The organism is Tenacibaculum tangerinum (assembly GCF_029853675.1).
Taxonomy (GTDB): Bacteria; Bacteroidota; Bacteroidia; order Flavobacteriales; family Flavobacteriaceae; genus Polaribacter; species Polaribacter tangerinum_A.
This window is the reverse complement of record NZ_CP122539.1, coordinates 532827-548588: the sequence shown is the minus strand read 5'-3', so window position 1 is coordinate 548588 and position 15762 is coordinate 532827. Positions and strand designations below refer to the sequence as shown.

Sequence of the window (15762 nt, the reverse complement as noted above, 5' to 3'; positions counted from 1 at the left end):
TAATTTAATATTTTACCTCTATTTTTTTTATTTCTCCTAAGCTACCATCAACAAATACTGGGCGAAATATGTAGTTGTATATATTATTAGGTTTTATATCCTCATCTACTATTCTATTGGTAGTTGGTAACACATTCTTCAATAAAGATTTTTTTTCATCTTGTTTTCCTTTGTAAATCATAATTTCTACAATTGCTTCTTTATTTACTGTTTTCCAAAATAATTCTATAAATCCATTTGTTTTGTCTACATAACTATTCAACCCCTTAATACCTTTAATCAGATTAAATCTTGGTACTTCAATAGTGGTATGTTTTGTATTTGTTGAAGATAAATTACTTTCGTCTACAGCTTTTATTAGGTATTGATATGCGGTACTTCCTTCTACATTGGTATCCTTCCAGTTCGTATATTCAATATGCAAAGTATCTTTTGGTAACGTAGCAATTAGATTCCATTGAATACTATCTCTTACACGTCTGTAAACCTCATGCTTTGCCATATCATTACTTTGACTATTAGCCCAAGTTAGGTCTACCGTTTCCTTTTCAACATTGTAAGATGTTATTACAGGTGGTGCTGGCGGTATAAAATCTGGTTTCTTCAATACTAAAACATCTGAGTATTTAGACATATTGTATCTTTTATCTACTGCTACTATTTTATAATACACTTTGTTATTTAAACTTTTTACTGAAACACTATCATAAAAAGTAGTGGCTATGTGTGGACTTACCGTAATTTGTGAAAACTCTTCCTTTGCATTGTTTCCTTTAAAAACTCGATAGCCTAACATATCAGGTTCACTATTCTTTTTCCATTGTAAAGTAACTACTCCCAAACTGTCTACTTTTCCTTCTAATCCTATTGGTTTTACTGGTGGAATTGAATCTACCGGCTGTACGAGTACAGGATAAGATGTTCTACTATTTCCTTCTTTTCCTATGGCAGTAATTGTAAAGTAGTTCGTAGCATCTAATTTATTGTATTGAATTTTTCTTGTATTTTTTGATATGTCTTTAACAACAGTACTGTATGAATCATTAGCTTTATTACTTTTATTCAGTTCAAAACCTGTAATAAAATCGAGTCCTTCCTCTAAAAATTCCCACTCTAAAACCACACTCTTATTATTATTTACAACCTTTTTACTTGAAATTTTAGGCACGTAGGGCAATACTTTCAATCCTTTTCCTGAAATAACTTCCGATGGTGGACTTAACTCTCCAAACGGAGTTCTTCCTTTTACTCTGTAGTAGTACGTTTTGTTATTCTGAATAGAGTCTGTGTAATAAATTCTTTTAGTATCAACTCTACCGCCACTATTCAATGTAGTATATGGTAACTTGTTAAGTTGATTGAAAGTCTTACCATCTTCAGAGCGCTCTATAAAATAGCTGTTAAATTCGTTTTTATGAATTGCATAATTCCAATTTAACATTACTCTTTCATCATCAAAAATAGCAGCTAAATCTAGTGGCTTTGGTAATTCTTGATAATCTTGAAGTCCAACAAAGACTCCTCCATCTTTAATTTTCATTTCTTCTTTCGGCACTAAAGAAAAAACTTTATAAACATATTTTTCTGTAGATTTCACTTGTAAGTCTTCAAACCCTAAACCAGCTAGCTTTGCTACTTCAAAATCTTGATCGGCTACATATAATGCCCAAGTAAATCGCTGTTCTTGTTCTTGAGACATATTGATAATTCCTTGTAAAGGACCTACTCCTTCTACATTAAAACTTTCTCCAAATAATGATTGTGCCATAATAGCGGCATTGTTATTCTTCTCTATTATGTCAATCCATTTTTGGGGTTCTGCTGGTTTAAAAACACCTAAGTCTTTTTCTATCGGTTTTGATAATGTTTGCTCGCTAATACTAATGGTATATCTTTTTAAATTGTATCCATACTTTGCCAATTTTCTAAACGACATTGGGGTTGTAGCACCCCAACGCAACATTATTTTCTGAGTACTATGCGGTCTTGCCAATACCCTTACTTCATTCTTTTCATTTTCTCTTTGTTGCGAAAAAGCGACCAAGGTTGATAGCGTAAAAATTAGCAATACTATATTTATTTTTTTTCAAATCGCATTAAAAAGGATTTTTATATTTGAATACTGCACTGGTTCCTAACACACCACCTGGCATTACATATTGCATTTTAACTTTATATCTTCCTGACCATATTGCAGGAAATACTCCATTAATTATATAATTGTACTTCTGTATTTGTGATGCATATTCAGTGGGGTTATTTAAATACTTATTCACTACTTTGTATTGTATATCTATAAAGTCTCTCTTATAATGATATGGTAAATTATATCGATAAGGAATTCGTTTATCTAATAATGAGAATGTAGGATTATTTCTTAAATAAGGCACATACCAAGTTAAGATATCAATTCCTTTTTTAGGAGGTATACCTAAAACTTTTACATCTCTATTAACTGTAAATTCTGCTTCTAAAGGATACTTTTCATAAAGCAACTGATAAATTCTATCTTCATAATAATTATCGTCAAGAATTGCTTCTACTTCAATTAAAGGTTGTTCCCCAGAATATTTACCTCCTTCTAGTTCAATTCTATCAAATCTCTCTGACTCTCTAACGTCTGTTTGAATAGCATGTACATCAGAATATATCGGCTCTAAGTAGTGCTTCACTACCCTTTTATTTTCTATTTTTCTCGCGAACGTATTATATTCACTTATGGAAAAATCATAGGATAATAATTCAGTTGTTGCTTGGTCATTAACAATATTCTGTACCTCTTTATTTTTAACCTCTACTGTATTTCCTTCGTAACCAGTATCTTGTTTTGTATAAGAAACCGTATTTTCTGAATCTTCTTCAGCTTCAGGTGAACTTATGAATGTAAGAGTATATTTCTTTTGATTATTAAATTCGCCAAGCTTAAAATTAACCTGTCTGTTTCCTATACTGTATGAAACCGAATTTGTAAAAACATGTCCTTCTACGTTGCTGTATGTTACTTTCTGCTCCCAATTTGTTTCAGGTGCAAACAAATAAGGTTGCCCTCTTTTTAGTTTTACATAACCTGCTGTACTCTCATTTTGATAGAAATATTTTTGGTTTATTACAGGATAGCTATATAGTATATTCTCAATCGGTATGTAGTCTGGTGCTACACCTGTAGTAAAAGTTCTTTCTTCTATCTCTTGTGCTTTCTTACCATCATGCATCAATGTTACCCAAGTTCCCGACTTGAGTTCTTGAAAACTAACTGCTACTTTTACTTGAATACTTTTTTGAGGTGGTAATACATCAAATGAAATAAAATTTACCACATCTTGCGACTCATTCCACTCTAATTCTCCTTCAATTGTTTTTCCTTCACTTTTTACAGTAAATTCATCTAACAAGATTCTGTAGGTTTTAACTCCTTTATCGTCTTCTAATTCAAAAGGTTTATTAATTTTCATATTGAATGCTGATTGCGGTGCTGTAAATACATCTATCTCGGTAGCACCATCATTGGGGGTTACTCCTGAAATTATTTTCATCCCTCCTAATGGGGCTCCTCCAATTATCTCACATTCTTCACCGAGCTCAATTTTAAACCTGAAACGCCCTTTTATCATACCTCCTAACACACTAAAATGTCCTCCAACATAACCTCTAAACCAGCTAGGATTTGGTAATTTTGCCTGTAATAAAACTGCTGCCCCAGCTTTAACTATAGGTATTTTTGCCTTGTAAAACCATAAATTAACTCGTATACCAAGCTCTCCTTCTAAATACGCATAAGCTTGTCCGTTTGCATACCATCCATCTATACCAATTTGTCCACTCCCCTTACATGCCGTTTCTCCATAATCTTTAATCATAATATCAAAACCTAACCCAGCTCTAAATCGGGCATAAAACATTAAAAAGTTCATGTTTCCTGTATCAAGACTAAAATCCATACCGATAGCAAAACCTTTACCATCGCCCAATGCATTCAAATCTCTCATGTAGTCCAAGCTATTAAGGCTTACTCCTAAAATATCTGCAACTGCTTGTGGAGGTGGTGGACTTCCAGGTAACTTGTCTCCAATCATTAAGTAAGTGGTTGCTTTTACACTAAATCCTCCTATCCCTACTCTAAGTCCTATACGATCTTTTGGAGTTCCCATGTGCAAATACCATCCTTCTGGACCTGTATGAAAAACAGCCCAACCAGCTCTTCCTCTATCTCCAACACCACTAAAAAAGTTTCCTGGTGTATTTACATATACTTCCATTTCACTATGAAAAGAGTTATTTACAAAATCCATTTCCATAGAAAAATGAGCATCAATTCCTGCATCAAAAGTTAATCCATCTTGTGGAAAAGATACTTTACTATATTCTACTAGATTTGTTTCTTTCAAATCTTTTATTAATTGATTATCGCCTAAATCATTAATTTTATTTTCTAGTTTTGTGAGTTTTTCTTTAAACTTATCTCCAAACTTAACATCAATCCCCTTCATTATATGAGCTTCACCAAAGAAAAATATTCTGTTCAAACCTCCATGGTTATTGAAAGCCATTTCAAAACCTACTTTTCCGTTAAAAGCACTTTCATTTGCCAAAGCAAAACCTAACATAGCTCTAAAGCCTAAACCAGAATTGGCATCTGGTGTATAATCCATTCCAGAGGGTGGTTTTGGAGTTATCACGGGTATTGGATTTCCTTTATCATCTAACTCTCCTTGATATACTAATTTTGGTGGATTAGATGTCTTTTTCATATGATAGTAAGCACCACCTCCAAAGCCATTAATTTCAACAGGATGTATCTTTGGCTTAACTCTCATAGCCGATAAATCTGCATAGGCATCTACATACCAATACCTCACGTCAGTTTTTCCGAACCAAGCTGTCGCTTTAACGTTGATACTGTTAAAGTCGGCTTCTAACTCTCCGTAAAAACCATTTCCATAAACAGGATCATTATCTTTGACATCAACAAGTCCTTTAAACTTAACACTTCCTAAATCAGCAGTAACATCAATTTTATGGATTTTAACATTTTCATATTTCCAACTATGAATCTTTTCTTCTTCTTGAAATTTTCCAATAATTTCTAATTTAGTTTTCCCAGAAAACCCTTTTCCCATTAAGTTAACATCAAGATCAAAACCTAACGACGCCTTTTGGTCGTTAGTGGTTACATTGATATCTGATATTGTAACGGGAAAATTTGAAAAGCTAAAAGCTTTTCCTTCGTAGCCCATATAATCAACTAATATTAAGGGGTTTTCTGTTTGTAGCTGTAAATTTTCAAAAGTAATTCCTTTAAAATTAATCAGTTTACTTGTTGCACTACCGCCTCCTTTAATTGTTAAACTACCATACAAATTGGCTTTAGGCCTAAACTTTCCTTCCTTAACTTTAAGCGTTACACTTGAATTTGATTTTAAATGTGCCTCTGCCATAAAAACCGGAAAGTTTAATCCTTCTTTGGCTATGGGGTCTAAGGCTAAAGTATATTCATCATTTCCAACATCTATTATAGCTGTGTATTTGATGGCTTTTCTTATTCCTTTTGCAAGTTCGGTTTGATTAATTATATCTTCTTTGGTAACTTTTCCTGAAGTAGGCAAAGCTACGTGACCACCAAAACCACCTCCTGTTATTTTATTTGCTGTAAAAGATGCATGTAAATCCGATACAGAAATTGGCCAACCTGAAGCTATTCCTTCTTCAATTGAAAAAAGATTTTCTATAGCAAAACTACCCGTTATTCCTTCTCCATCAATTAAAAATTTTTCAGCTGAAATACTAAGTCTATTTTCTTCATTCCTTTTCATAAACTCTTCAGGCAAAGTCACTTTTATTTTTTCTATAAAAACTCCTCGCCATAACTCTTCATTTCCTGGTATTAAGTACTTTTCTTTATAGCTTTTTGGAAAATTAACATTCTCTGAATTTCTGAGATCGCTAAAATCAAAAACAGCCGTCTTAACCTCAAAGATTAGTCCCCCTTTACCTCTACCTGCTGTGGTGTTTTTGTCCTTAATTTGAAATGGATGACTCAAGTTTATTTCTGCCATGATATCATTCCAATCTGACACTACTGTTTTGAAAGAACCTTTAACTCTTGTTTTTGTATCTTGAATAACCGTATAATTGGAGTCTAAGGGCTCTAACAACTCTCTAGAAAACAAAACGTCTGCAGCAACTCCTATCTCCTTGATTCCTGAACAATCTATGGTAACGTATGTTTTATTTTCAACAATTCCTGTTTTCATATTAAAACCGCCTTTTAACTCTAATAAGGCATTATTTCCTTGTATAGGAATCGCTACATCGCCAAATAATGAAATATTCGTGTCTCCATAAATTCCACCACTGTGTGATATCTTAACATTATCTGCTCCAAAAAAAAGTTCTGTTTGTTTTCCATTGGCTCCTATTTGTCCTACAGTCAATTTAGCAAATAAAGTTACTTCAGTATAATCAGGAAAAAATTTCGCCTTGCTAACTCCCAAAATAGCTGTATAATTTCCTATTTTCTTTTTTACCCCAACGGGTAAGCTTATCATATCATCAGAACCTAGGATATCAACATAACTTCCTGTCTTTTGTATAGTTTCAAAAACTGACTTTGCTTTGGCCTTAATACTGTCTATTATAGGATTGGAATACTTGTTCTTGAGATACTCAAAATCGAATTCTCCTTTAGTTTTTGAAGAAAATGTTACGGAAGTCGGATATCCATTTTTTCCAGTAATAGTATCTTTAAAAATTGGATTTGAAGAAAAAACGAATTGACAAAAAAGAAAAATAAAGAAAAAAGTAATTTTTTTCATACGCAATATTAGGAGATTAGAGTAACTTACACTCTACAAACATATATAGTAATATCCTGTTTTCCAAAAGTAAATACTGTTTTTTTTTACATTTTCTTAACACTTATCTATTTTCTAAACTTCACAGTTTTTTCAGTAACTTTATAAAAAATTAAGATTAGCACTAAAAACCATGAGCAACAAAACCAAAAAGGAAACTAAGAAACAAGCTGCTGCCCAACCTCCCTATAAACTAATGAGTCTAAGAACAGGCAAACTCAAAGATTGGTCTGCTGGGATTCCTGCTGTAGCGAAAAGTATTGAAAACTTGCTCAAACAAAAAACATTGGTGAGAGGTGGAAAAGCCTTGTTTAAAATGAATCAATTTGACGGTTTTGACTGCCCGAGTTGTGCATGGCCCGATCCTGATGACGAGCGCTCTCCTATTGCTGAATATTGTGAAAACGGAGCCAAAGCCTTGGCAGAAGAAGCTACTAAGAAAAAAATAACACCGCTCTTTTTCAAAGAAAATTCTGTATACGAACTTTCACAGCTCAGCGATTATGAAATAGGGCACCTAGGAAGAATCTCAGAGCCGATGTACTTACCTAAAAACGGTACACATTATCAACCTATTCGTTGGGAAGATGCGTTTACAAAAATTGCCGAGCATCTTAATAAACTCGAATCACCAGATGAAGCCGCTTTTTATACTTCAGGAAGAACAAGTAACGAAGCTTCATTTGTGTATCAACTTTTTGTCCGTGAATTTGGCACAAATAACCTTCCCGATTGTGCTAACATGTGCCATGAAACCTCAGGTTTTACCCTTTCTTCCATTACAGGTACTGGAAAAGGTTCGGTAACTTTAAATGATTTTTATGATACCGATATCGTTATTATTATCGGACAAAATCCAGGCACAAATTCTCCACGTATGTTAAGCGCACTAAAAAAGGGCAAAGATAATGGTGCTAAGGTCATTGCCATCAATCCACTTCCCGAAGCTGGTTTGCTTGGTTTTAGAGACCCACAATCAATAAAGGGTGTTCTTGGAAAAGGAACAGATATTGCCGATTTGTATCTTCCTGTGAGTATTAACGGCGATTTGGCGTTGTTAAAAGCAATTGAGCTATTATTATTGAATTTCGAAAAGGAGCATCCGGGCAAGGTTTTCGATCAAGACTTTATTAAAAATAAAACGACAGGATATGAAGAGTTTATCAAGGAAATAGAAGATTATAATTTCGATGAGCTGGCAAGTGCTTCAGGTATTTCTGGAGAAATCATACAGGAGGCTGCGGAAATGTTGGCTTATAAAAATCGTATTATCGTTTGCTGGGGTATGGGCGTTACTCAACAACCAAATGGTGTCGAAATTTTAAGAGAAATTCTCAATTTATTGTTTCTAAAAGGAAGTATAGGGAAACCTGGTGCAGGTTCGTGTCCTGTTAGAGGTCATAGTAATGTTCAAGGTAACAGAACCATGCTTATTAACAGCCGTCCTTCAAAAGCACAATTAGACAAGTTGGAAGAAGTATACGGTTTTAACCCACCCAGAGAACATGGCCATGATGTGGTAGATACCGTGAAAGCAATGCACCAAGGAAAGGTGAAAGTACATTTTAGTATGGGAGGAAATTTCTTGTCGGCAACGCCCGATACTAATTATACCGCCCATGCCATGAGACAACTTGATTTATCTGTTTGTGTATCGACCAAACTTAATCGCACTCATTTAATTCACGGTAAAGAAGCGCTTATTCTACCTACCATTTCTCGAAGTGAGAAAGATATTGTTAACGGAGAATTGCAATTTATAACCACCGAAAATGCTATGGGAGTTATAGAATCGTCAAAGGGAATGTTGGAACCTGTTTCTAAACATCTCATCAATGAAACACATATTGTTTGTCGTATGGCAAAAGCCACCCTAGGCACTAAAAGTGTTATTGATTGGGATCGTTATATGAATAGCTATGATGCGATAAGAGATGCTATTGAAAAATGTATTCCTGGTTTTGACAACTACAATCAGCGTATACGAGAAAAAGGGCGATTTTACCTACCCAACAGTGTTCGTGAAGGAAACTTTCAAACAAAAAAATACGGGAATCGCGTTCCGTTTTCAATAACATCATTACCTGAAAACAGTTTGGCAGCAGATGAATATTTAATGGCAACCGTAAGAACCCACGATCAATTCAATACTACCATTTATGGACTCGATGATCGCTATCGTGGTGTTTACAACGAACGAAGAGTCATTTTCATGAATAAAAAGGACATCGAAAAGGGTGGATTTGCCTCAGGTGATAAAGTAGATATTTATAATTATGATGATAATATAGAGCGCATTGCTCCTCTATTTATTATTGTAGAATACCCGATTCCCGAAAAAAACACGGTCACTTATTTTCCAGAGGCTAATGTATTGGTTTCGATTCACAATACAGTTAGAGGTAGTAACATGCCTGCTTCAAAACACGTTAAAATTAAAATCAAGAAACACAATCCTGATAATTTATAATATGGTAGACGGAACTTTTCAAAAAAAGTCCAACCTATAAGGAAGTTTACTCGTATCGTTTTAATTTATTTTCTAGTTGCTGAATGGTTGTATGCATGGCATCCATTCTATCCAGCATGTTGTTAATTACGTCGATACCCTGCATATTCACCTCTAAATCGTAATGTAACCTAATTATTTTCTCTAAAACAGGCAACTGCTCGGTATATACATATTTGTTCGAATCTTTCACTACAAACTCTAGTAACTGAAAAGATTCAACACTTTCAATAAATTGTTCATCTAAATGGTGATGCACCATAACTTTTTGGATGCTTATTAATTCTTTATCGCTCATGCCTATTTCAATTTAGATAGTTTTGTAAATAAATTGCGTTGCTCATCCGTCAAATTGGTAGGTATAATTACGTTGTAGGTAACATATAGATCACCAAACTGACCTTCTTTTTTATATTTTGGAAATCCTTTTTCTTTCAATCGCACCTTCGTTCCGTTTTGAGTGCCTGCTTTTACTTTCAATTTAACTTTATCAACAAACGTATCAATCACCACTTCTCCACCTAATACAGCAGTGTATAAATCAATGTTTTGTTCGGTATATAAATTTGCCCCATCACGTTTAAAGTTATCATCAGGCACAAGGTCGAAAGTAATGTACAAATCTCCTTTAGGTCCTCCGTTTACCCCTTCACTACCATAGCCTTTAATTTTAATGGTTTGTCCGTTTTCGACGCCAGCAGGAATGGTAATTCGTATGTTTTTACCATTAACGGTTAATACTTGCTTTTGTGAAGTGTACACATCTCTTAAATTCAATTGCAACGTGGCATTGAAATCTTGTCCTCTAAATTGCGTTGAGCGTCTTCTTGAACTTCTTCTGCCTCCAAATGCTGTGTTAAAAAAGTCAGAAAAATCAGTTCCGTCAAAACCTGACGAGGAGTATTGCTGATTAAAACCTCCGTTACCAAATCCGCTTTGATAGCCTTGTTGTTTTTTTGCCTCTTCATAAGCCTCAGCATGTTGCCAGTTTTTTCCGTAGGCATCGTATTTTTTACGATTTTCAGAATTACTCAATACTTCATTCGCTTCATTTATTTGTTGAAACTTCTTCTTTGCTTCTTCGTCATTCGGATTGGTGTCAGGATGGTACTTTCTTGCTAACTTCCGATACGCTTTTTTTATTTCAGCTGCTGTAGCTTTTTTATCTATTCCTAAAACTTTATAATAATCTATAAATTCCATATCAATTAAATTCTCACTATTCAATTGACTCCGTCAAGACAAATCCAACAGATATCCAACGAAGTCGTTATGCTTATTTCGACGCAAGCCTCAGAAATTCAAATCCTTGACTATCAACCTAGGATTTAAATTTACAAAATATTATGAAACAAAACCACCCCTAAACTCCTACATTATTTTTAACCCAAATCATTGTAAAGGTTAAACCAATTCAACAGTTAGAACTTCCTATTTTTCAGAGTCTGTTGCTTTTCTATTTTTATCAATACTTATATTAAAACCAACTAAAATACGCTACCTGTTAAATAGTATTTTCGACAATGCTCCAAATATTCATTTACCATTTTATCGGTGATATTACACCTGTACTTCTATATCCTAAAACTATTGACCAAAAGTACCTACCAAAATAACACTTCTTCAATTCTGGAATTTTTCTTGAAGCTTTCGTGGACTACGACCTTTTAACTTTTTTACTATAGTACTGATGTTCTGGAAACACCGATACTCTAAGTGCACATGAACATAAGCGTTGCTGACAAATCCTTTTTCAGTATATTAATCCTTTCCACATCGCAAATTTGTATCAGAATTTTTCGGCAATCCTTCTGAATATCTCCTTGTAAAACTGAATAACGGTATTTCGTACTCCAAACTATGTGAACGGTTAAACGAGAAACCGTGTGTCCATTTACCCTTTGTTCTGACATAAAAACAAAGGTAAGTATTTTTAGAAGCTAAAGCGAAATGCACTAAAGTGCATAGTTTTAACTATTTTTGAGACCAATAAAAAACTAACAGCGACCTATGAGTACCGAATCATTATGTCAAAAGTCATTAGCAGAACTGCCAACACATTAGTTAACCTTTACGGGGAATGTTCTCAAATTAAGTTAGGTTTTCTGTTTTTTCTTTTTAGCTGCTGGAAATAGTACATTGTTCAGGATTAAACGGTAGCCCGGAGAGGTAGGATGCAAGTCTAACTCTGTTTTTGGGTCTCCTACCCGATGTTGATAATCTTCAGGATCATGCCCTCCGTAAAAAGTAAACATTCCTTTTCCTTTGGTTCCGTGAATGTAACGTCCTTCTCTATTGGTTTTATTTTCTCCTAAAACAATAATGGTAGGTTTTATCATATTGGGGTCAAAAGACGTCGTTTGTCCCATAAAACCTTTGACTAACACCGTATGATTCTGCGTTAACATGGTGGGAACTTGGTCCCATTTTGCTGAAAACTCTTTAAGCACGAAGTAATCTACCTCTTTTTGAATACGGCGCTTACGGGTCATGTCAATTGAAGAAAACTCATAAGTAGTAGGATTTCGAATCAGTTCAAAATCTTTAAATGCAAAGGTTTTATTGAAGTCTATTTTCGACTGATAATTGGGCTCTGAAGCATCACCATCAAACATGCCTTCACAAATATCTACGCCATCGGCAGCGAGTGCAATATCAAAACTATCGGTGGCTGAGCACATGGCAAACATAAAACCACCTCCTACTACATAATCGCGTATTTTTTTAGCTACAGCACCTTTTTCCTCTGAAACCTTTGTATATCCGAGTTTTTGGGCGAGTGCTTCCGCATCTTTTTTCTGTTGAATATACCAAGGAGCGGTTCTAAAAGCACCGTAAAAGCGTCCGTATTGCCCTGTAAAGTCTTCGTGATGTAAATGCAACCACTCGTATAACAACAGTTTGTCATTCAATACTTCTTCATCGTATACCACGTCAAACGGAATTTCAGCATAGGTTAACACCATGGTCACCGCATCGTCCCAAGGCATTTTATCTTTCGGAGAATACACCGCTATTTTAGGTGCCTTCTCTAAGGTTACCGCTTCTTGATTTTTTGAAGGCGATGAAATTTCTTCTAAGATTAATGCTGATTTTGCATCTGAAATAATTTGATACGATACGCCTCTTATTTTACACTCATTTTCAACAGCTTGATTGTTTTCTATCAAAAAAGCACCGCCGTCATAATTCAACAACCATTTGGCTTTTAAACCATTCTGCAAGGCATAATACACAATGCCATAGGCTTTTAAATGATTTTTTTGATTTTCATTACTCATAGGTACATACACAAACGATGCCCACAGTGTATTTGAAAAAAGGAAAAATGTTAGTATGTATATAAATTGTTTCATTTGAAAAACTAAAATACACAATTACTTTTTAGCAATTGTGTATTCAATATTATTTTAATACTTATCGACACTATTTTTCTTCGGTCCATTTTTTAAGCTTAGCTTCTAGCTTTTTAAAACCGAAATAAGATAAAAACATTCCAACTGGCATAGCCACGAGTGTTCTAAAAAATTCTTTAGGGTTTCTTTTATAGTCCTCTCTATATCCAAAGATAAAAATAGCCATATATACTGAAATTGCTAAAACTACAAAAAATGTTGTCACTTACTAGTTTTTAAAACGGAACATCATCATCACTCGGTCCAAAAGCATCTTCTGGTGAAGCAAAATTACTTGACGATACTTCATCATTGAATCCTGAGTTCATACTCGACTGGAACTCACTGCTAAAGCCTTCTTCTAAATCTGAGAATTTTGCTAAATGTCCTGTAAATTTCAAACGGATGTTATCCAATCCACCGTTACGATGTTTTGCCACGATAAACTCTCCTTGTCCTTCACATGGTGAATGATCGTCGTCGTCCCATTCCGTCATTCCGTAGTATTCCGGACGGTAAATAAACGATACAATATCGGCATCTTGCTCAATCGCTCCCGATTCACGAAGGTCGGATAGTAACGGACGTTTACTTCCTCCACGAGTTTCCACCGCACGCGATAACTGAGAAAGTGCAATTACGGGTACATTCAATTCTTTACCCAATGCTTTTAAGTTACGTGAAATCGTCGAAATTTCTTGTTCACGGTTTCCTCCTGCTCCACCAGCGGTCATTAACTGCAAGTAATCAATTACTAAAATTTTAACACCGTGTTGCGACACCAAACGACGTGCTTTGGCACGTAAATCGAAAATAGACAATGCAGGGGTATCATCAATAAAAATAGGAGCATCAGACAATTTTTTAACTTTTACGTTTAGTTGCTCCCATTCGTGTGGTTCTAGATTTCCTTTACGTAGTTTTTCAGAAGTCAATCCTGTTTCCGAAGAAATCATACGTGTAATTAACTGTACCGACGACATCTCTAAGGAGAATAAAGCTACAGGGTGTCCGAAATCAATTGCCATATTTTTCGCCATCGAAATTACGAATGCCGTTTTACCCATACCCGGACGTGCTGCAATAATAATTAAATCGGTAGGCTGCCAACCTGACGTTAGAGCGTCTAATTTGGTAAATCCAGTTGCCAATCCACTCATCCCTTCTTTGGTAGAAATTTCCTGGATTTTATTAATTGATTGTTGTACTAATGAATCGGCTCTTTCGGCTCCTTTTTTAAGATTTCCTTGAGTAACCTCAAACAATTTGGCTTCGGCATCGTCTAACAAATCAAAAACATCCACCGTTTCATCGTAGGCATTTTCAATAATTTCAGAAGAAATAGTAATGAGTTTACGTTGTATAAATTTTTCTAGAATAATTCTAGAGTGAAATTCAATATGTGCTGAAGAAGCTACTTTTTGGGTTAAGCCAATTAAGTAAAAATCTCCTCCTGCTAAATCTAATTTTCCGTTTTTCTTGAGTTGGTTCGATACCGAAAGTAAATCGATGGGCTCGGAGTTTTGAAACAGGCTGTAAATTGCTTCATAAATCTCTTGATGCCTTCTATCGTAGAAAGCTTCAGGGTGTAAAATATCAATGACTTCATCAATCCCTTTTTTGTCAATCATCATTGCCCCCAAAACGGCCTCTTCTAATTCTAAAGCCTGTGGTGGTAACTTCCCTTTTTCCAAGCTAATAATTCTAGCTTTATCTATTTTTGTTCCTTTTAGAGATTGGGTTCTTTCCATAAGAGCAAATGTAATTTTTTAAGATGATATTTATAGTGATACTCTCTAAATTTCTTTATGCACAAATTTTGTAAACAAAATTGTTATTAACTTGTTGATAACGTTATATCTTTCTTATTTTTGGGGACATGCAGCGACCCAAAACAACTATTTTTATTGCGTTATTATTGCCAATTCAAGTGATTTTAGTGCAATTTTTAAGCCAAAAACCTCATTGGATTGAATTTTATTACAGTACTGGAATATACCCGAAAGTTTCACGTTTCTTCCGAATTATTTTGGGCTGGTTTCCCTTTTCTGTAGGCGATGTTCTCGGATTGATTCTTTTGTTTTTTTTAGTAAAATCTATGTTTGTTCTATTTAAAAAAAGGTTTCAAAACTTCTTTCCTAAACTTGTGAAATTTATCGCCATTCTGTCTATTGGTTACTTTTGTTTTTATGCTTTTTGGTCGTTGAATTATTTTAGAGAGCCTTTAGCTAAAAATCTTGACTTGGAACAGTCTGAATATACCACCGAAGAGCTTGTTGCTACCACCAAAAAAATTGTAGCCGAATTGAATAAAATCCATTTACAAATTACGAAAAACGATACTGTAGCTGTCATCGTTCCCTATTCTCGAAGTGAGATTTATAAGTTGGCTCCTAACGGATTTAAAGAGCTCTCGAAAACATATCCACAACTGACTTATCAAACTTCATCGATTAAAAGTTCGTTGATAAGCTTATTTCAATCGTATAGCGGAACCTCAGGATATTTGAATCCTATCACAGGAGAGGCACAAGTAAATTATATGATTCCTAAAACAGGATATCCTGCTACAACTTGTCATGAAATGGCGCACCAAATTGGTTGGGCAGCTGAAAATGACGCCAATTTTGTAGGTTTTTTAGCTTCTACTGCTCATAAAGACGTGTATTTTAACTATTCAGGATATCGAATGGCATATAATTATTGCATTAGTCAGGTATACAAAAGAGACAAAGAAGTAGGTAAAGAAATTGCAAAAACTGTAAACAAAGGGGTTTATAAAGATTACAAGGCAACGTATGCATTTTGGAAACACTATGAAAACCCTGTTGAACCCTATTTTAAAAAAGGATACAATTCGTATTTAAAAGCGAACAACCAATCTAAAGGAATTCAATCCTATAGTTATGTGGTTGATTTGCTAATTGCTTATTTTAAAAAAACGAACACAGAAATTTAGGGTGTTTCAATTGATAAAATACGTTTGAAATGGCTATTTTTGAGACTT

Annotated in this window: 9 protein-coding genes and 1 pseudogene; 2 read left to right on the top strand and 8 right to left on the bottom strand. The window is 34.5% G+C overall.

Annotation, left to right across the window (positions count from 1 at the left end):
* Positions 1 to 4: 4 nt before the first annotated feature.
* Positions 5 to 2068, bottom strand: coding sequence for a fibronectin type III domain-containing protein (locus P8625_RS02340; RefSeq protein WP_279651899.1), 2064 nt, complete (start codon positions 2066 to 2068; stop codon positions 5 to 7).
* 28 nt (positions 2069 to 2096) lie between these two features.
* Entirely contained in the window at positions 2097 to 6812 is a 4716-nt protein-coding gene (locus tag P8625_RS02335) for a hypothetical protein (protein ID WP_279651898.1), read from the bottom strand.
* 172 nt (positions 6813 to 6984) lie between these two features.
* On the opposite strand from P8625_RS02335, the gene P8625_RS02330 reads away from it, so the two are divergent.
* Complete coding sequence (locus P8625_RS02330; RefSeq protein ID WP_279651897.1) at positions 6985 to 9321, top strand: FdhF/YdeP family oxidoreductase; 2337 nt, start codon at positions 6985 to 6987, stop codon at positions 9319 to 9321.
* Positions 9322 to 9367: 46 nt separating this feature from the next.
* Here the strand turns inward: P8625_RS02330 and P8625_RS02325 are convergent, their stop codons facing one another.
* The 6 genes and pseudogenes from P8625_RS02325 to dnaB all read right to left on the bottom strand — a co-directional run bounded on the left by P8625_RS02325 (position 9368) and on the right by dnaB (position 14506).
* Positions 9368 to 9658 (bottom strand): chaperone modulator CbpM, encoded by a 291-nt coding sequence (locus P8625_RS02325; protein ID WP_279651896.1) that lies wholly within the window; start codon positions 9656 to 9658, stop codon positions 9368 to 9370.
* 2 nt (positions 9659 to 9660) lie between these two features.
* Positions 9661 to 10563, bottom strand: a complete 903-nt coding sequence (locus P8625_RS02320) for a J domain-containing protein (RefSeq protein WP_279651895.1) — start codon at positions 10561 to 10563, stop codon at positions 9661 to 9663.
* 284 nt (positions 10564 to 10847) lie between these two features.
* Positions 10848 to 11273 (bottom strand): annotated as a pseudogene (gene tnpA / locus P8625_RS02315) (IS200/IS605 family transposase).
* A gap of 183 nt (positions 11274 to 11456) precedes the next feature.
* Positions 11457 to 12641 (bottom strand): asparagine synthetase B, encoded by a 1185-nt coding sequence (locus P8625_RS02310; protein ID WP_407704767.1) that lies wholly within the window; start codon positions 12639 to 12641, stop codon positions 11457 to 11459.
* Positions 12642 to 12786: 145 nt separating this feature from the next.
* Positions 12787 to 12981 carry a hypothetical protein gene (locus P8625_RS02305; protein ID WP_279651893.1) on the bottom strand — a complete coding sequence of 65 codons (195 nt, stop codon included), beginning with the start codon at positions 12979 to 12981 and terminating at the stop codon, positions 12787 to 12789.
* 10 nt (positions 12982 to 12991) lie between these two features.
* Complete coding sequence (gene dnaB, locus P8625_RS02300; protein ID WP_279651892.1) at positions 12992 to 14506, bottom strand: replicative DNA helicase; 1515 nt, start codon at positions 14504 to 14506, stop codon at positions 12992 to 12994.
* A gap of 128 nt (positions 14507 to 14634) precedes the next feature.
* Between dnaB and P8625_RS02295 the strand changes: the two genes are divergently transcribed.
* Positions 14635 to 15714, top strand: coding sequence for a DUF3810 domain-containing protein (locus P8625_RS02295; protein WP_279651891.1), 1080 nt, complete (start codon positions 14635 to 14637; stop codon positions 15712 to 15714).
* The last annotated feature ends 48 nt before the right edge of the window (positions 15715 to 15762 follow it).